Source organism: Bacillus sp. CR71, from assembly GCF_003429245.1.
Classification (GTDB): domain Bacteria; phylum Bacillota; class Bacilli; order Bacillales; family Bacillaceae_G; genus Bacillus_A; species Bacillus_A thuringiensis_S.
The window spans coordinates 2,964,137-2,982,818 of sequence record NZ_CP031748.1; the positions used below are offsets into that span (position 1 = coordinate 2,964,137).

Below are 18,682 nucleotides of genomic sequence, written 5' to 3' on the forward strand. Positions count from 1 at the left end.
CTATTTACAGAAAATATGTTTACCGATTTTTTTAATTTGTGGACGAGTCCAAATCCATTTACTAGTCGCAGTATCTGGATTGAAATAATATAAAGCATTTCCTGTTGGATCCCATCCATTAATCGCATCTAATACAGCTTTTTTCGCTGTTTCATTTGGCGTTAAATATATTTGCCCATCCGCAACTGCCGTAAAGGCTCTTGGCTCAAATATTACTCCTGAAACGGTATTTGGAAATGATGCACTTGTAACACGATTTAAAATAACAGCAGCTACTGCAACTTGTCCTAAATACGGTTCACCACGTGATTCCCCGTATACTGCGTTTGCCATGAGTTGAATGTCATTTTGCGAATAACCATTCGGAACATTTGTCCCTTTATTTTGAGATGGTTTATTTTTTTGTGCAGTACTACCACTATTTCCTTTATTGGCAGTGGACTTGTCATACTTCGTTGCCTTCACGAGCATTTGCTTCGTTTTAGCTCCAGCTAAACCATCAACGGGTAATCCGAATTTCTCTTGAAAATTCCGAAGTGCCCAATATGTACCCCATCCGAAAACACCATCCACTTTTCCCGTATAAAATCCGTTATATTTCAAACGAGATTGCAGTTCAATGACATCTTCGCCAGATGCTCCTCTTTGAATGACTTGATTAGAAAAAGCTTCTACATTCTTTAGTTGTATACTACTGACCATTAAAGACAGTCCTATGAACGCAAGTAAAACTGCTATTTTAAAAATAGCTTTTTGGCGCATACTTTTCCCTCCTTAATTACAGAAATGATTTCTTGGTTATGTTTTGTAAAAGCCTCGCTTTTATGTAAAGAAGACAAAAAAATCCAAACTAATATCGTTGAAAAAATATGTAAACAATATAAAAAAAGGATAAAAGGAGTTCATCATGAAAAAATCGTTAAAACGTGTCGCACTCGTCATTCTGTTCCTAACAACATGTTCAAATATATATACAGGCTCATCAATTGTTCATGCGCAGCCGCCGTATGCCAAATGGGGTAAACTTGCCGTAGAAAAGACGAAAGAACAATACCCAAAAGCAGAAATTATTGATTATCTACATATAGGTAGAAAACCCAAAACAGTTCAAATAACTGTTGAAAAATTTAAATTGTGGTTACGTGAAGATGGAAAAGAATATGGTGTTTTTGTTGATGTAGAATTTGAAACGAAGACGGAGAAATTTATAAAGTTGTCGTTTCAGAAGACGAGTAGATAAAGTGAACCCCCACTGTTAAAAACAGAAACAGTGGGGTTCTTGCATTTCTAAAATTCTTTCCTAAAATTTCGATTCCCTAAAAATCTTACCAATATACAAATAGCGCCAATTACAACAGCTATCCCTATACTATATAAAAGGACTCTACCATATCCTCCTATTCTCGGATCTAAAAAAGGATATGGATACCAATTTACGATTGGACCACGTAATAAGCTATATACAACGTAAAAAAACGGGAATAAGAGCCAACTTGCAGCTTTTTTCCAGGTGATTTTCTTATTTGGTGGATTTAAAATCCAATCTAAAAGCATGGTAATTGGCATGATATAATGCAGCACCGTATTTACCCATGGTATTGCAGTTTGAAGTGATTCTTCTAATCCTCTTAATAGTAAAAAATAAATTAGTCCTGTCGTAAGTATATATACCGTTGCCGCACCACGAAGTATACCAAACTGCTCTGATCGACCAAATGTAGCTGTTCCGATACTGCTTAAAAGGAGAATACATGCAACTAAAATGTTACTTTCGATCGTAAAGAAACTAAAAAAGTTAACTGGATTGAACGGTTTCACTTGTGCCCTGATTATGAATTGCGTAATAATGGCGCTACATGCTAGAAGACTTAAACATAATCTAAATAAAGATAAAGTTTTTTCACCCCTCATACATTCCCTCCTTTTCTTATAAATAATTAGAATTTCCCTGTACATGCTCAATAAATAATTTTAATGGAACGAGCCCACGCTTTGGCATATGACTACTTATAATAGCTACTACTTCTAACTGAGGAATGATAACGATGTATTGTCCGCCATATCCCATAGCGAAATATATACAATACGGTATGTGAAATCTTTCGTTATGTAATACCCACCAGTGATATCCATAGGCACCGACATGTTCATATGTTTCAAATTGCGCCCTGCTTGACTCTTCTAACCATTGTGCTGATACAATTTCTTTCCCATTCCAATATCCATTTTGTAAACATAATTTTCCTAATTTTAATAAATCTGTAGATTTCATTTTCATACCGAAGCCGCCAACATATATACCCTGCGGATCTTGTTGCCATTCGTATTCGTTAATTTCTAATGGATCAAATAAATATTTCTTTGCAAACCGCTCTGTCGACATTCCAGTAGCTTCTTGAATAATATAGCTCAGTAAATGAGAAGAACCTGAATTATAATTCATTTTTGTAGCAGGTTTTTCAATTATTGGCTTTTCTAATATGTACTGTACCCAGTTCTCTGATTCTACAAAGTCATTTGGGAATACTACTCCATTCCCAAACTCTTTCCAATCCTCACCAGTAGTCATTGTTAATAAGTGATAAAGCGTCAAATCATGTTTTTCCCCAGGTACATTTTCAATCCACTCTGTAATCGGTGTATGTATATCATTTATATAGCCCTTATCAATTGCAATACCAATTAATAAAGATACGATACTTTTTGTAATCGAATTTATTTTATATAAGTTATTTGTACATTCAGGTGTTTTATAATACTCAGTTGTTAATTCCCCTTTTTGATAAACAAGAAATGTATTCACTTTTTTCTTTTCGAATTTATTTTCTAGTTGCTTGAAATCCAAAAACTTTACCTCCATTTAAATAGTTACTCCATTTATTATATCTTGTTACTTCATTTTAAACATAATTGTGCTCAAATAAAAATAAACCTGTCAGCCATAATGAACTGACAGGTTTATTTTTATAATTTCGTACGAACATTCCAAAGCTCTGGGAAGAATCTTTGATCAAGTACTCGTTTTAAATAAGAAACACCGGAGGATCCACCTGTTCCCATTTTATGTCCAATAATTCTTTCTACTGTTTTCATATGACGGAAACGCCATTGTTGTAGCCAGTCTTCAATATCAATCAATTTTTCAGCAAGCTGATATAAATCCCAATATTTTTTCACATCCACATACACTTCTAACCACGCCGCTTCTACTGTTGCATCTTCTTCATAAGGCTGCGTAATATCACGGTTTAACACATCTTTATGAATAGGGAATCCTTCTTTTACTAATGCTTGAATCGCGACATCATATAGACTTGGTGCATGTAGCGCTTTATGAAGTCGTGCATGTAATTCTGGATCCTTTTCATAAATTTTTAATGCGTGCGGCGTTTTATAGCCAAGTGCATACTCAATCATACGATATTGATACGATTGAAAACCTGAAGCTTGACCGAGTGAATCACGAAACTCAATATATTCTGATGGTGTTAATGTCGCAAGAATATCCCAAGATTGAATAATTTGAGACTGAATTTTCGATACACGTGCTAACATTTTAAAAGCTGGTTGTAATTTATCTTGTTTAATAGATTCAATCGCCGCATTTAGCTCATGTAAAATGAGCTTCATCCAAAGCTCACTTGCTTGGTGGATAACGATAAATAACATTTCATCATGATGGTCCGATAATCTTTTTTGAGAAGATAGTAAACTATCTAATTGTAAATACTCCCCATACGTCATATTCTCTTTAAAATCCGTATGAATCCCTTTTTCAATAATTACTTTTTCATTTTCTTTCATATTAGCCAAACGCCCCTTTTATATAATTCTACTTATATTGGTCTAATAACGGCTCGAACTGGACTTCCATCTGCATCAGTTAATGCAAGTGGTAATGCAATAAGTTCATAATCACCGTCTGCTACATGATCTAATACGACATTTTCTAAAATATGAATTCCATGTTTAAATAATTGATGATGCGCTGCTAATTCTTTATCATCTAACGGATCAACTGATGGTACATCTACTCCGATTAAACGAATACCTTTCTCTGATAGAAAAGGTGCTATGTCTGCACGTAAATGAGGGATCACATCTGGAAATTCTTCATTTTTTCCATGTGAAGATGTACGTAATAATAATCGTTCTACACCTTCTAAATGAAAGTTTTCTAATTCCTTTTTCCCGATGCTTTCAAGATTAGAAACGTCAATAATCCGTGCTGGGCCAACATAAACTTGAACATCTAAATCCAATACTTTCTTTCCATCATTATCAAAATGAAATGGTGCATCAATATGAGTGCCTGTATGAATACTCATCGTTAACTTTCCGACATTTACCGAGCCACTTTCTTCTTTTGACCATGAAACTTCATACGAGAACGGTGTGTCTCCTGGCCACGTTGCAATATTATTATTTAGCGGTTGTGAAATATCAATCCACTCTGATGTTTTCATACTTATGCCACAACCTCTCGCTTATTTTCAAACTGCTTATACTTTTCTTCTTTCATAATTCCCTTTAATATTTGTACAGATTTCCACACTTCTTCGTATGTGTTATATAAAGCGACCGGCGCAAGTCTCACTCCATTTGGCGCTCTAAAATCTGGAATTACTCCATTTGCCTTTAGCGCTTTACATATACGTGCTGCTTCTGCATGCTCTAAATAAATGTGCCCGCCTCGACTTTCATCCTCTAACGGATTTCCAATTGTAAATCCGAAATCTTTTAATTCATGATCAATTAAATTCAGCATGTATCTCGTAATATGTAAAGACTTCTCACGTAAACGTTCAATACCAGCATCTTTGAAAATTTCAAGAGAACCAATTAATGGTGCTATACTTAATACGTGAGGTGTACCAATTTGATAAGCACCTGCATGATCAGCGGCTGTTAATGTATGCTCCATATCAAACTGCTTATCTTTTTTAGAACTAAACCATCCAGACAACCCTGGCAGTCTATTAAAATGTTTATTATTTACATAAAGTCCTGCAACACTACCCGGTCCTGCATTTAAATATTTATAATTGCACCAAACAGCAAAATCAACATCCCAATCTTTGAAATGATGCGGAATAGATCCTATTGAATGACATAAATCAAATCCGATATGAATGTCTCGTTTATGTGCTTCCGTTGTTAAACGTTTCATATCAAGAATTTGACCACTTCTATATAAAACAGAAGGTAATAAAATTAAAGCGATATCATCTTCCATCGCATGAATAATATCTTCTTCAGAAAGTGTTCTACCATCTCGGCTTTTCACTCTTACTAGATGCTCATCTGGGTCTAATCCTTTTAAACGTATTTGACTTTGAAGTGCATAAATATCTGACGGGAAAGTTAATTCATCCGCAAGTATTTTTGTACGTATTCCTTTCGGTTCATAAAACGTCGCAATAACTTGGTGTATATTTGTAGTCGTAGAACCGGTTACAATAGTTTCCTCCGGTAAAGCTCCAATAAGAGGGGCTGTAAGTTTACCTAATTTCTCTGAAAGGAAGAACCACGGGTGCTCACCTTCAGTCCAACCGTCAATTCCATATTCTTTCCACGAATCTAGCAACGTAAGTAATGATTTCTCTGCTCTTTTTGAAAGTAGCCCTAATGAGTTTCCATCTAAATATATAGTACCTTCTTTTTTATAGAATTCAGTTTGAAAATCTTTCAGTTCATCATGTTTATCACATTCAAGCGCATACTCATAAGTTGGTTGAAATGGTTCTTTATACATGGTGTCACCTTCTCTTAATTTTCTTTTTATTCTAACTAATTGAAATATAGCACCTTAATTGATATAACGTCAATGATATTATGTCAGTTGACTTTATATATGAACTTCTTTTACAATACAGTTATATTTTCAGACATTTCAGTATAAAGAGGTGATTCTTTGAAAAACTCTACTCTTTCATCAAGAAAACACCGCTCCTTAGAAACGAAGAAGAAACTACTACACTCTGGTTACACTATTTTTATACGTAACGGATTTCAAAAAACGACAATTACACAAATTATTAAACATGCAGAAACCGGTTACGGAACAGCATATGTATACTTCAAAAACAAAGACGATCTCCTAATTAGTTTAATGGAAGATGTTATGAATCAATTTCATAATATTGCCAAGCGCTCCTTTTTGCCTCAAACGAAGGAAGAAGCTCATAAAATGATTCGAAATCAAGTTAGAGCATTTCTCCAACTAGCAAAGAAAGAACGAGCTATTTTACAAGTTGTAGAAGAAGCAATCGGATTATCAAAAGAGATACGTAAAAAATGGGACGAGATACGGGAACGCTTCATAAACAATATTACGCAGGATATTACATACTCTCAAGAAAGTGGATTAGCACAGCCTGAATTAAATAAAGAAATTGTAGCACGTGCTTGGTTCGCAATGAATGAGATGTTTCTTTGGGCGATTGTGAAAAATGATAAAAAATTAGAGTTAGAAGAGATAGTACATACATTGACGGAAATGTATACGACGGGGTTATATAAATAGCACACCTGCAATAAATACGGTGTGCTATTTTACATTTATAAAAATATTTTATCTGGGTATGGCAATGCTAAAAGGGGCTTTTCAGATAAAGGGAAATATTTTAGTTTTAACGATTCACCATCTATCGATTTCAACTCGCCACCGCTAACTTCACACTCAAACACAACAATAATATATTCTACTTCATCACCATTCGGATATGTATGGCGGTACTTTTCTCCTCCAAATACTCCTTTTTGTTTTTTTACTTGTACTTTCAATCCTGTTTCTTCCCAAACTTCCCTAACTACGGCTTCTTCTGGAGTTTCCCCAAGTTCAATTGCTCCAGCTGGCAAACTCCAGTATTCCCCACCAGGATATTGAAATAAAGTGAAACTTTAATCAGTGGGGGTTTTATTATCCCCCACCTAACTTCTTTGCTTTCGCTGAATTTTGAGATGGGAGTCTTACTGCCCGTTAATGCGGGATAAAATATCCCCCTGTTTATTTTTTATAATAGCAGCTACACTCGGCATGAATATTAGTTCATGCCCTAATTGCTCACGGATTTTTTTATAATATAGTGACATTGACATACTATTCTCTCCTAATCTATTAATAACTGTATTTTCTGATATTTATTGCATAATATTCTTAATACAAACTTCTATATAGAAAGGATAAAAACATGTCGCTAGAAAAACTTGCAAACAAATTTCTATCATTTACTGAAAGTGGTACTCAATTGATTGAGTACCACTTTTACTTTACATGCTTTTCATTAGCGTACTTTTTCTTCAGTCACCCTACTCACAATTCCAACAATAAATTTATATTCAATCCTTCTCTTCTTATCTTTCTTAAAACCCTCTTTCGTATCAAAAATAAAACACGTTTTCCGAAACCAAATTCGTACGTATACAGACTCTAAGTAAATAGGTTTTATAATTCCTCGTTCTTCAAATTCAGTCCCATCTTTATTTTCAGTTTCCGTTCGAACGAACCACTTATTCCCGATTCCAATCTCAATATACTTCACATACTAACCTCCATTAGGAAATTTCCCTTCTAACAATTCTATTATTTCCCCGGTAAGCGCAGATTCCGACAGAACATGAGCCCACAAAGAAAAAGTAGATTACAAAAATCTACTTTATAACTTATATTTTTGCATTCGCTTATAAAATGTACTACGGGGTACATCTAATAGTTTTGCAGCTAATGAAACATTTCCGTTTGTCTTTTGTAATACCTCAATCATGCTATCACGCTGTATTTTTTCGCGAAAATTTAGTGGATGTTCTGTTTTATTTTCAACTTGTAACTCAAGTTGTTGTTGATTTCCCATCATTGTTTGTAGCAAAAAAGCGACTTGCTTTTCGCATATTTCCCGTCCTTGCGACAAGATGTAAATGCGTTCTAATACATTTACTAGTTCTCGAATATTTCCGGGCCATGTATGTTGTAAAAATTGATTGCAAATACTCTTTGGAAATACAACATTCCAATTCTTCCGTTCGCAAAAGTGTTGTATAAAATATGAGATATCCTCTTTTCTTTCTATTAACGATGGAACATATAACGGATAAACGTGCAAACGATAATATAAATCTTGACGGAATTTCCCTTCTTCTACTAACCGTAGTAAATCTTTATGTGTGGCAGTAATAATACGAATATTTACTGGTACCTCTTTTGAACTTCCTATTGGAGTTATTGTACGTTCTTGTAAAACACGCAATAATGCTACTTGCATCTCTGGTGGTACTTCACCAATTTCATCTAAAAATAATGTTCCTCCATGCGCTTGTTCAAATTTCCCTTTATACCCTTGACGTCGCGCACCTGTAAACGCACCTTCAACGTAACCGAACAATTCACTTTCCATTAATTCTTTAGGCAGAGAACCGCAGTTAACAGCTATAAAGGGACCATCTTTTCTTGGGCTATTTTCATGAATCGCTCTCGCAACATATTCCTTTCCTACTCCTGTCTCACCACATACATACACACTAGCATCAGTCGGTGAAACAAGCTTAATTTCTTCTAGTGTGTGTTGAAATGCTTTGCTTGTCCCGGTAACTCCTGAAAAAGTAATTCCTTTTATAAATGCGAAAGCAGAATATGTATTTATTTGTTTGTTTTTCTTTAAATACATACATTTCCCAATCATTCTTTCATTACTATATACTGGTATCTCTAATTTAGTTTCCAATCCATGGTGCATTAACTCTTCAAGCTTCATTCTTGACCAATTATTTATTCGTTCACGAACACTCTTACTCGCAGAAACGATAACATCACGATGATTACAAATAACTACTTGTTCGTCACTATCAATGACATCCAAAAAACGATGAATTAAGTGTAATTCATTTTGATGAACTCTTATGCTACATTCACGTTCTATTGCATGTGCAATTGAAGTTACCATACCGAGCATATATGGATGCGAAAATTCAATTGGACAGGAGAAATCTAGAACACCAATTAATTTCCCGTCATCATTATGGATAGGAGCAGCCGCACAACTCCAGCTATGAGATGCCACGGAATAATGTTCAGTACCACTTATCATAATAGCTTCTTCAATTTCTAGCGCTGTTCCAATTGCATTTGTACCAACAGCTGCTTCTGTCCATTTTACACCTTCAATAAAATTAATATGTTTCGCTCGCTTTAACGTTTGTTTATTTCCACTTAACGATAGAACATAACCATCTGGATCGATTAATAATGCCATCATTTGTAGTTCATCAATGGTTTTTCTCATATTTTGTATTTGAGGTAATGCTATATCAAGAAAAATTTCACTCTTTTTCTTTTGTTCTTGAAAAACATTAGAAGACAAAATTTTCTGACCTTTATTCATATAAGGATTCACATTTGCTTGTCTACATCGATGCCATGACTCTGAAATTCTTTCGTTTATACGGTTCGAATCAAAGACTCCTTCATCAATAAACTTTTTCCATGTATGTAAGTAAAACGGTGAAGCTAACATTGTATCATCTCCCTTTTAATTGTTTTGGAGATTTATAAAACATACTTCTATTATAAAACTGAATAAAAGCGTTTTCAATACAACTAGAAAGATGACACAAATATGTTGATAATTTGAATATATTAATGTGCGTCTTTATTCTTTTTTAGTAGCACCATATTTTGTATAATGGACGCAAAGAAAATACATAACCAAAACCACTTTTGTGGATTACCATTTATAAAGAAAACAATCACGGCTATTGCAAATAAAATAGCGGCTGATAAACTAATATATAATTTCGTTCTGACCTGCATTAGTCTTCGCTCCTATTATTTTACAGTACATACTAACTCTTCATTTTTCATCTCTACTATGTACTTCTGTAAAACATATTCTCTTCCGCCATGTTTTTCATACCAATCATGTATTCTTTTTACATGAATCTCGTCACTTCTAATTTTCGATTCAATTTCTTTATACCTTTCAAAACTATCATATTCCCATATGGCGAATACTTCAGACGTACCATTCTTATTACCTTTCATCCAGCGTCCTATTAGCCTAGAGCCATGCTTTAACTGATTAGGTAAGTTCGTGTTATTGAAATGATCATTAAATACTTCTATGAATTCATTTTTCACTACATAGTACTTCCTTCTGTAAAACATACCTCTTCCCCTCTTTTATGAAAAGTATCAGTAAACCTTCCCATCACTACCGTATTATAATACTTTCCATCCGATAGTCTTTTGTCATTTTTCAAAATGCCTTCTACTTCAAAACCTAATTTTTTATACAGATGAATAGCTTTCTCGTTTGTCTCTAATACTTGTAAAGATATTTTATTTACTGCATTTTCATCAGCCCATTTAATAGATTGTTGCAATAGACTCTTACCCATTCTATATCCCCAAAACTCTTTTAAAATACAAACACCAAACTCCACTTTATGAGATAATCTCTTAAAATTTGACCCTTCACATCTTGAAAATCCAACGATTCGATTGTGCACTTCTACAACTAAAAAGAGATTCTTAGTCTCTTCACTATCTGTTTTTATTATTTTTTGAAATCCTAGATCATCTATAAATCCCTCTCCAGCATCTCTATCCATATTTTCAGTTTCTCCATCAATCTGAACTCTAATTTTCGATAACTGCTCTGCATCTTTCTCAGCTGCAGAACGAATTGTATAAGTTAATCCATTTATATGAAACTCTTGCTCTTTTACAATCATGTCAAACTCCTTTCAAATGAATATAATGGCGCTATTACAACTTGTTTACCTTGTTTCTCAAAGTCCTGAACAGTTTCTTTACTAGCCTCTTCGTCAGTTATAATAATGTCAATTTTTTTTAGAGACTCTCCTCTTATAAAACAATCTATTCCAAGTTTATTATGCGGAACTAAACAAATATTTCTTCTAGCAATTTCACTTACTCTTTTACTAAAATAAGCAACTTCAGGTGTTGCGGTACTAATACCTTGTAATGAAATGCCTCCACCTGTAGAGAAATACAGATCAATAGAAAATCTGCTTATCAATTCAGAGGCAAGTGTATCAGTAATATTCCCTGAAGGTTTTACTTTTCCGCCAATTAAATACGTATCAATATTCTTATATTCTCGTAGATAACCAGCTATTTCTATAGAATTCGTAATAACCGTAAATGATACTTCCGGTAAATATTTCAGCATCGCATTATGAACGGAAGCCCCACCAATAAAAATTGAATCACCTTCTTGTATATAAGATACCGCAACTCTTGCAATTGTGTCCTCATATATTGAGCTATCACTATAACGTTTAGTTGGTTCCGCAGCTAAGTTTCTCACTCGCGTAAGTTCAATTGCACCTCCGTGCGTTCTTTTTAATAAACCATCCTTTTCCATAATAGACAAATCTCTTCTTATAGAATCAATAGACATATCAAATCTTTCCGCAAGATCCTTTGCTATTACTCTTCCATCTGTATTAAGTAGTTCTAAAATTTTCTCTCGACGTTCTTCAGTAAACATGTTATCACCACCGTTATTGAAGGTTCAGAAATTTGAACTTTATATTAATTATATGCACGTTTCTTCCGTTTCACAATATTTTCAATCCTTTTTCTTCCGTCTTTATGCAGTGTTTTCCTCTTTTTCTATTTTGTTAACTTCACATAAAATAAATGCAGATTTGCATATTCCACTAAAAGACTTCTATTTATTTCCTTATTCATGTAAAATTATTCCTATGTTTTACTTTTTAATACAGAAAGGGATTACTATGAAATCACTAATCAAAACGACATGTACAGCATTATTATTTACAGGAATATTAACAGGGTGCAATAGCAATACTACACCAAAACAAGAAAAGAGCGCTCTCGAAAAGAATGCAATGCACTATGGAGAAATAGTTAAAAATGAATACTATAGAGCGACAGTTGAGAATGCAAAGTTTGAAAAAATAGACGAAGAGCGGCGCCTTACTACTCGTGTTATGATTAATAATGTTCGAGACGATGGACAAACTATTGATCTTTCGGAAATAAAATATTTCATACAAGATGAAAAAACTGGTCAGAAATATGAAGGTGAAGCTCATCCGATAGGTGACGAGCACTATAAAAATGTTCCACACGAATTCTCTTTAACTACTGACGTTGTATTTGAACTGAAAACTTCACCAAAAGATTTAAATAATATGTATTTATACATAGATAGCAAAGCTGCGCCGTTAACAAATACATATTGGAAGCTTGATAATTTAGTATCTAAATAGAAAGACCAGTCTTATACGACTGGTCTTTTTACATTCATACATTTAACTTTCATTAACACTTATATTAATTTTCTAATAACAACTTGAATAACATCAGCTAAACCAGTGTGCCCTTTCCCTTCAACTCGCTCTTGTTCTCCATTAAAGAAATGAATTACCTTATGTTCTTCACACCAAGTAAGGATATCAATTGGATCATACAGCATATCAACATCTTTTGGTCCACCAGTACTATAGTTTATTTGTTTTTTTGAGTAAACTTCAAACATAATTAATCCACCAGGCTTTATCGTTTGTATCATTTTATCTAATATCATTTTTTTATAATCATCATGAAAATGTCCAAATACCATAATTGCCGCATCATATTCATTTTCTGGCAAACTATCAGCTAATAAATCTACTTTTTTTGTATGCACGTTTACGTTATGCTTCTCTGCCAATTTTTTTGTCTTTTCTAATCCATCTTTCGAATAATCAATAGCTGTTACTTCGTTCCCTTGTCTTGCTAGAAATACAGCATTTCTACCTTCCCCCTCCGCAAATGCTATTACTTTATTGTGATTTGCTAAACGAAATGCTTGTTCTTTAATAAATGTATTAGGTTCTTCCCCGTAAAAATATTCATCTGATTTATATCGATCATTCCAAAAATTATTCATCATCTTCTCTCCTTCTTCATATCATTTTCTAACTACAATTAAAGATATTAAAGAGCCTTTTTATCCTTAATTAATTTAAAAATAAAAGCAGATTAAAAATCCACTTTTATTTTTTTCGCAAGATCTACGATTTTTTGATTTCTTAACTCTTCTTCCATTTTCTCTTCTGCTGCGAGCATTGCCTCATTAATTAAACATCCAGGTTTGTCATGTAAACAACAGTCAAACAATGATGTTTTGCCTTCAATTGCATGTATAATATCTAAAAATGAAATATCTTCCCAATTCTTACTAAGCGAGTAACCGCCCTTTGGACCAGATGATGAGTGTATCATCCCTTCCTTCGTCAACTTAGTTAGTATTTTAGACAAGTACGTTGGTGAAACATTTTGCATTTCTGCTAATTGGTAAACACTAACTAACTTATTTGGTGTGGCCTTTGCCAGAAAAAGCATTGTATGAAGAGCATAATTTGTAGCTTTAGAATATTTCATAGTACAGCTCCTATTGTAGACTCCATGTATCTACAATAACTTTATTTTTTTATTATGTCAAACGTTTGTAATACTCCATACAACATTATTTCTTCACAAGTAATACATCTGCTGCGCAAATCGTCACTTCTCTAAATGGAGAGTCAAATAAAACACCTAGTTCAAAACCATCTTCAGTAAGAGCTATTTCATGATATAGCCACCAAGCACTGTCAAAGTTTTCCTGCATAGAACACTTTGTTACTCCTATAAAGGTTACTTCAAGTTTATCAAATTCACTAAAAGTACCACTGCAATCTAATACGATAGACAAAGTATCTTCTGATTCTCTCTTTATTACTTTAATTACACTATCGTGTAGTGATGTCTTGTGTAACTGAGCGACATTTGACGGAAGTTTTTTCTCAATGGAATTAAAATATTCTACGTATGATTGATCTAATTGTGCCATTCTTTTCTCATAATCTGTTGTCCACTCTTGCATAAGTTTTTTCAGTTCACCTGAGGGGTATTCTGAATTAATTGTTATGTTTTGTATAATTGAGTATATCGATTCAGGAAGGAATTTTAATAAATCTATTTTCCTTTCCTCTATTTCTTCCTTTAAACTTTGTATATCCATTTCCGACCATTCTTTTATAGACTCTATAAAACTTACAAATTCTAAAACTTGCATTTTTTTATACCATTCTCTTGTAAAATATTTCAATGACACCTCTCCTAAAATATCTTTACATCCAGTAAAAGCAATACATCCACTTATTATATCATTCCAATAACCATTTTTTCTAAAGAAATAATGTAAAAATGTAAATATTCCGCCTATTATTTCTAAAACTTCAGAATATTTACAAAAGTATAAAATTAGAATACATTTTAGCTGTACAAGATTCACCTGTACAAAAATTCAAACAAAAAGGGATGGTTATATGTTGAAGAAATTAGTAGCAGGGACATTAGTAGCGGGTTTTGCATTAACTGGAGGACTAGGTGCAGTAAGCGCTGAGGAAAAAAGTAACACAATTAAGTCATTTGATTATTTAAAAGTGGATGAACAAAATGTTAATTCATTTGCAAAATTAAGTGATCAGGATAAGAAAGATATCCAAATTACTATGGTATTACCTAAGCAAAATGAAAATGGAGATTGGCTAGCTTATGGTTTTACTAGCCGCGAAACATTGGATGCGTATATTGCAAAGGATAAAAAAGCAATTAAAAATAATATTAATCCTTTAGGTAGTGGTGCTGGTAGTACTGATTTTTATGAACATAAAGATAAAGGTGGCCAATATATTTACTGGAGCAGTGGCTTTAAAAACTTACCATCTAGCTGGAATGACAGAATTTCTTCTGTAAGTACAGCGTCGCCTTCTGCAAGTTATTCAACAACACTTTGGGAACACACTTCAACACAAGGATATGGAAAAGGCGTTTTATTTAAACACGCTGATTGGTACGGTAAAACTGCTAATTTAGCTCCTGAATGGAACGATAAAACTTCAGCTATTGACATTAAAAAGTAATAGAGGATTTAATTTCTTCTATAAAAATTCAAACCACTATTCTCTCATTCATTTAGAGAATAGTGGTTTATTATAATTCGATTTAAGCATGTACAGCCTGTCCTACAGCTTGCAATAATGCTTCATGAATCGCTTCAGATAAGGTTGGATGCGCTGCAATATAATCTCTCATTATATCAGCGGTAACTTCTGTATGAATCATTACGGTCCCTTGACCAATAAGTTCAGTTGCATGAGGACCGATAATAGAAATCCCTACAATTTCTTGGGATTTAGGTTCCACAATGACTTTTACTTTACCCGTTTGTTCTCCTAAAATAAGAGCTTTTCCGTTCGCTGTAAAATGGAATTCTCCAATGAGAATATCACCATATTGTTCTCTTGCACCTTTTTCACTTAACCCGACACTAGCTATTTCTGGAGCTGTGTATATACAACGGGGAACAGCGTGATAATTTACTTTCACGTCTTCTCCGCTTGCGTGTAATGCTGCTGTCGTTCCTTCATGGAAGGCAACGTGAGCAAGCTGAATTCCACCGATCACATCACCAACTGCGTAAATATGTGATACGTTCGTTTGCATATGTTCATTCACAGCAATCCCTTTATTTGAAAACTGAACTCCTGCCTTTTCTAATCCTAATTGTTGTACTCGTGGTTTTCTTCCTACAGAAACAAGAACAAATTCTGGAGTTACTTCGTGAGTAATTCCCTCGTATTCAAATGAAGCTTGCTTCTTATAGTTATTTAATCCTTTTAAAACTGCTCCCGTAAAAATTTCCACACCATCTTTTTCTAATTTCTCTCTTAAAATATTCGCGATATCTTCATCTTCACCAGGTAGTAATTGCGGTGCCATCTCAACTATCGATACTTTTGTGCCGAGTCTACTATAAATACTTGCAAACTCACATCCTATTACACCACCGCCAACGATTAACAATGAAGATGGTACACTCTCAAGAGACATTGCATGGCTACTATTTAAAATCCATTTTCCATCGAACGGAGCGAATGGTAATTCTGTAGGTTCGGAACCAGCTGCAATAATAAAGCTCCCTCCATCAATTACTTCTTCTTTATTTCCTTGTACAACTCGCACACGATGATCCGTTTCGAATTTCGCTTTTCCTTTTACAACTTTAATTTTATTTTTCTTCATTAAATATTGTATTCCTTGGACGAGTTGCTTTACGATTTGTGATTTCCTCGCCTGTATTTGACCCCAATCAATTGAGATATTTTCTGTATTAATCGTAACTCCATAATCATTCGCTTTTCTCACAATGTCATGTACTTCAGCACTTTCTAACAGTGATTTCGTAGGCATACACCCAACATTTAAACATGTTCCGCCAAGGTCAGCTTCATCAATAAGAGTGACATCTTTGCCATTTTGAGCCGCGGTAATTGCTGCTACATAGCCAGCAGGTCCGCCCCCAATAACAACTAATTTACTCATTCTCTCACCTTCTCTTTATAAAAGAATTGTTATAGGTTCTTCTAAATAATGTTTAATTGTGCGTAAAAATGCAGCTGCTGGTGCACCGTCTAATACACGATGATCGAATGTTAAACTTAAAGGTAACATACTTCCTTTTCTTAATTTTTTCCCTTTAAATACAGGAACATGTTCAATTGCACCTACACCTAAAATACCAGTTTCAGGTGTATTTAATACCGGTGTGAAATATTCAATACCAAAGCTACCTAAATTACTAATTGTAAATGTCGTTCCGTGCATATCATCACTACTTAAGCTACCTGCTCGTGCCTTTTGTGCCACATTCTTAATCTCTTTAGACAACTCTACTAAAGATAAATTATTTGCAAAGCGAATAGCTGGAACGACTAACCCTTTTTCTAATGCGACTGCCATGCCTAAATGCACATGTTCAAATTGATGAATTGCATCATCTATATAAGCGCTGTTCATTTCTTTATGCTCTCCAAGTGCTAATACAACAGCATGCGAGACGAAATCCGTAATAGTTAATTTATTATCATATCTTTTTTGTACAACTTCCGCTATTTCTTTATGTAAAGCAACTAAATCTGTTACATCTACTTTCATCGTTAACGTTAATTGTGCGCTATTTTGTAAGCTTGCGTGCATACGATTTGCGATTGCTTTACGCAGACCAGTAACAGGAATCGCTTTACTTTCTTCTCGTTCAGATATTTCCGGAACGTTTACTCTTACCTCAAGTACTTTTAATACATCTGCCTTTGTAATCCTTCCGCCAGGACCTGTACCAACTAATGCCTTGATATCCAGATTTTCAGACTTTGCAATTTTCTTCGCTACAGGTGAAATTTTAATTCTTTGCTTCGATACTTCTTTCCCATTTGCTTCTTGATTTTGTACATTTTGTACTTCTATATTAGATGTTTTTTCTTCTACAACATGTGTGCTTTCCTGCATTTCTACCTTTTCATTCGGTTTACCGATGTAGCAAATTACAGTACCAGGCGGCACTCCTTCATCTTCACTTACAGCTATATCAAGTACCGTACCATCAGCTGGCGCTTCAATTTCCGTTTCAATTTTTTCTGAATTAATACTAGCAATTAGTTCTCCTTTTGCTACATTATCGCCTGCTTTAATATTCCAGTTCGTAATAATACCTTCTTTCATCGCCATACCTAACTTCGGCATTACAACTTCTACAGCCATGTGTCTCTCTCCCTTCTCATCGTTTTATTACACATGTAATAAAGATTGGTCTCCAATCATTTCTGATACAGTTTCAATTACTTTTTCTGGCGTTGGCAAATACAACTTTTCAAGTGGTGGTGAGAACGGAACAGGTGTATGTGGTGCTGTAATTCGTTTAATAGGTGCATCTAACAAATCAAAACCTTTATCCGCTACAATTGCCGCAATATCTGTTGCAATACTACATCTAGGATTCGCTTCGTCAATGACGATAAGACGATTTGTTTTTTCAACAGATGATAAAATAGTATCTTCATCAAGTGGTGATAAAGATCGTGGATCAATTACTTCTACTTCAAGCCCCTTTTTCGATAATTGCTTTGCAGCTGCAAGCGCTGTATGAACTTGCTTTCCGATTGCGACAATTGTTACATCAGAACCTTCCCGTTTAATATCTGCTTTTCCTAATGGAATTGTATAGTATCCTTCTGGCACTTCACCTTTCATATTGTAAAGTGTTTTATCCTCAAAGAAGATTACTGGATCATCATCTTCAATTGCCGCTAATAATAAGCCTTTTGCATCATACGGTGTGGAAGGAACAACAACTTTAATACCTGGTATGCTCGTAAATAATGCGTACAAACTTTGTGAATGTTGAGCTGCTGCACTAAAACCAGCGCCATGCATCGTACGTACTGTAACGGGTACTTTCGCTTTACCTCCAAACATATAACGGAATTTCGCACCTTGGTTTAATACTTGGTCAAGACAACTACCGATAAAATCATTAAACATTAACTCAGCTATCGGACGTAACCCAGTTGCAGCAGCTGCCATCGCAGCTCCCATATAACCCGCTTCAGAAATTGGTGTATCCAATATACGATTTCGACCAAACTCTTGTACAAGTCCTTTCGTAACACCAAGAACACCACCCCAAGCTTCATCATCTTGCAGGTGATCAACTTGTGCACCGCCTGCAACATCTTCACCTATTAAAATTACATTTTCATCACGACGCATTGAGATTTTCATCGCTTCATTAATTGCAGTTGACATACTTACTGTTCTAGTCATAAT

23 protein-coding genes and 1 pseudogene are annotated in these 18,682 nt (G+C 34.4%); 4 read left to right on the forward strand and 20 right to left on the reverse strand.

The window, feature by feature from the left end; all coding sequences use genetic code 11:
• Positions 1-762, reverse strand: a complete 762-nt coding sequence (gene sleB / locus DOS87_RS14755; RefSeq protein ID WP_001249046.1) for a spore cortex-lytic enzyme — start codon at positions 760-762, stop codon at positions 1-3.
• 145 nt (positions 763-907) lie between these two features.
• On the opposite strand from sleB, the gene DOS87_RS14760 reads away from it, so the two are divergent.
• Positions 908-1,240 carry a DUF3889 domain-containing protein gene (locus DOS87_RS14760; RefSeq protein ID WP_000749154.1) on the forward strand — a complete coding sequence of 111 codons (333 nt, stop codon included), beginning with the start codon at positions 908-910 and terminating at the stop codon, positions 1,238-1,240.
• 47 nt (positions 1,241-1,287) lie between these two features.
• Here DOS87_RS14760 and DOS87_RS14765 read toward each other — a convergent pair whose 3' ends face one another.
• The 5 genes from DOS87_RS14765 to kynU form a co-directional block, all read right to left on the reverse strand.
• On the reverse strand, positions 1,288-1,911 hold the full coding sequence (locus tag DOS87_RS14765) for a Pr6Pr family membrane protein (RefSeq protein ID WP_001213866.1): 624 nt from the start codon (positions 1,909-1,911) through the stop codon (positions 1,288-1,290).
• A 16-nt stretch (positions 1,912-1,927) separates the two neighbouring features.
• Positions 1,928-2,845 carry a serine hydrolase domain-containing protein gene (locus DOS87_RS14770; protein WP_000346260.1) on the reverse strand — a complete coding sequence of 306 codons (918 nt, stop codon included), beginning with the start codon at positions 2,843-2,845 and terminating at the stop codon, positions 1,928-1,930.
• A gap of 119 nt (positions 2,846-2,964) precedes the next feature.
• Entirely contained in the window at positions 2,965-3,804 is an 840-nt protein-coding gene (gene kynA, locus DOS87_RS14775) for a tryptophan 2,3-dioxygenase (RefSeq protein ID WP_000661939.1), read from the reverse strand.
• Positions 3,805-3,836: 32 nt separating this feature from the next.
• On the reverse strand, positions 3,837-4,466 hold the full coding sequence (gene kynB, locus DOS87_RS14780; protein WP_000858071.1) for an arylformamidase: 630 nt from the start codon (positions 4,464-4,466) through the stop codon (positions 3,837-3,839).
• A 2-nt stretch (positions 4,467-4,468) separates the two neighbouring features.
• Complete coding sequence (gene kynU / locus DOS87_RS14785; protein ID WP_000276297.1) at positions 4,469-5,755, reverse strand: kynureninase; 1,287 nt, start codon at positions 5,753-5,755, stop codon at positions 4,469-4,471.
• A 159-nt stretch (positions 5,756-5,914) separates the two neighbouring features.
• On the opposite strand from kynU, the gene DOS87_RS14790 reads away from it, so the two are divergent.
• Positions 5,915-6,526, forward strand: coding sequence for a TetR/AcrR family transcriptional regulator (locus tag DOS87_RS14790; protein WP_000798548.1), 612 nt, complete (start codon positions 5,915-5,917; stop codon positions 6,524-6,526).
• A 35-nt stretch (positions 6,527-6,561) separates the two neighbouring features.
• Here the strand turns inward: DOS87_RS14790 and DOS87_RS14795 are convergent.
• From DOS87_RS14795 to DOS87_RS14830, 8 genes and pseudogenes are all read right to left on the reverse strand, one after another.
• Positions 6,562-6,957, reverse strand: a pseudogene (locus DOS87_RS14795) (NUDIX domain-containing protein).
• 15 nt (positions 6,958-6,972) lie between these two features.
• A complete protein-coding gene (locus tag DOS87_RS14800; protein WP_000062924.1) occupies positions 6,973-7,101 on the reverse strand; it encodes an NUDIX hydrolase in 129 nt (42 codons plus the stop codon).
• A gap of 185 nt (positions 7,102-7,286) precedes the next feature.
• Positions 7,287-7,544 carry a DUF3977 family protein gene (locus DOS87_RS14805; RefSeq protein WP_000873836.1) on the reverse strand — a complete coding sequence of 86 codons (258 nt, stop codon included), beginning with the start codon at positions 7,542-7,544 and terminating at the stop codon, positions 7,287-7,289.
• A gap of 114 nt (positions 7,545-7,658) precedes the next feature.
• Entirely contained in the window at positions 7,659-9,509 is a 1,851-nt protein-coding gene (locus DOS87_RS14810) for a sigma-54-dependent Fis family transcriptional regulator (protein ID WP_000881380.1), read from the reverse strand.
• 122 nt (positions 9,510-9,631) lie between these two features.
• Positions 9,632-9,805, reverse strand: a complete 174-nt coding sequence (locus DOS87_RS14815; RefSeq protein ID WP_001198098.1) for a hypothetical protein — start codon at positions 9,803-9,805, stop codon at positions 9,632-9,634.
• Between the two features lie 15 nt (positions 9,806-9,820).
• The gene (locus DOS87_RS14820; protein WP_000499995.1) at positions 9,821-10,159 is read right to left on the reverse strand and encodes an NIPSNAP family protein; all 339 of its coding nucleotides are present in this window, start codon (positions 10,157-10,159) and stop codon (positions 9,821-9,823) included.
• Positions 10,132-10,728 (reverse strand): GNAT family N-acetyltransferase, encoded by a 597-nt coding sequence (locus DOS87_RS14825; protein ID WP_000635676.1) that lies wholly within the window; start codon positions 10,726-10,728, stop codon positions 10,132-10,134. Before DOS87_RS14825 ends, DOS87_RS14820 begins: the two co-directional genes overlap by 28 nt.
• Entirely contained in the window at positions 10,725-11,510 is a 786-nt protein-coding gene (locus tag DOS87_RS14830) for a DeoR/GlpR family DNA-binding transcription regulator (RefSeq protein ID WP_000493642.1), read from the reverse strand. Before DOS87_RS14830 ends, DOS87_RS14825 begins: the two co-directional genes overlap by 4 nt.
• Positions 11,511-11,760: 250 nt before the next feature.
• On the opposite strand from DOS87_RS14830, the gene DOS87_RS14835 reads away from it, so the two are divergent.
• Positions 11,761-12,258 (forward strand): hypothetical protein, encoded by a 498-nt coding sequence (locus DOS87_RS14835; protein WP_000838461.1) that lies wholly within the window; start codon positions 11,761-11,763, stop codon positions 12,256-12,258.
• A gap of 59 nt (positions 12,259-12,317) precedes the next feature.
• Here DOS87_RS14835 and DOS87_RS14840 read toward each other — a convergent pair whose 3' ends face one another.
• From DOS87_RS14840 to DOS87_RS14850, 3 genes are all read right to left on the reverse strand, one after another.
• Entirely contained in the window at positions 12,318-12,923 is a 606-nt protein-coding gene (locus DOS87_RS14840) for a class I SAM-dependent methyltransferase (RefSeq protein WP_002082658.1), read from the reverse strand.
• A gap of 89 nt (positions 12,924-13,012) precedes the next feature.
• Positions 13,013-13,414 (reverse strand): Rrf2 family transcriptional regulator, encoded by a 402-nt coding sequence (locus DOS87_RS14845; RefSeq protein WP_000877653.1) that lies wholly within the window; start codon positions 13,412-13,414, stop codon positions 13,013-13,015.
• A gap of 85 nt (positions 13,415-13,499) precedes the next feature.
• Positions 13,500-14,123, reverse strand: coding sequence for a DUF4085 domain-containing protein (locus tag DOS87_RS14850; protein ID WP_000873450.1), 624 nt, complete (start codon positions 14,121-14,123; stop codon positions 13,500-13,502).
• Between the two features lie 220 nt (positions 14,124-14,343).
• Between DOS87_RS14850 and DOS87_RS14855 the strand changes: the two genes are divergently transcribed.
• Positions 14,344-14,940 (forward strand): hypothetical protein, encoded by a 597-nt coding sequence (locus tag DOS87_RS14855; RefSeq protein WP_000914437.1) that lies wholly within the window; start codon positions 14,344-14,346, stop codon positions 14,938-14,940.
• A gap of 82 nt (positions 14,941-15,022) precedes the next feature.
• Here the strand turns inward: DOS87_RS14855 and lpdA are convergent, their stop codons facing one another.
• The 3 genes from lpdA to acoB are packed head-to-tail and all read right to left on the reverse strand — an operon-like array spanning position 15,023 to position 18,679.
• Entirely contained in the window at positions 15,023-16,402 is a 1,380-nt protein-coding gene (gene lpdA, locus DOS87_RS14860) for a dihydrolipoyl dehydrogenase (RefSeq protein WP_208730005.1), read from the reverse strand.
• A 15-nt stretch (positions 16,403-16,417) separates the two neighbouring features.
• Entirely contained in the window at positions 16,418-17,617 is a 1,200-nt protein-coding gene (locus DOS87_RS14865; RefSeq protein ID WP_098578611.1) for a dihydrolipoamide acetyltransferase family protein, read from the reverse strand.
• A 27-nt stretch (positions 17,618-17,644) separates the two neighbouring features.
• Entirely contained in the window at positions 17,645-18,679 is a 1,035-nt protein-coding gene (gene acoB, locus DOS87_RS14870; protein WP_000198898.1) for an acetoin:2,6-dichlorophenolindophenol oxidoreductase subunit beta, read from the reverse strand.
• Between the last annotated feature and the right edge of the window lie 3 nt (positions 18,680-18,682).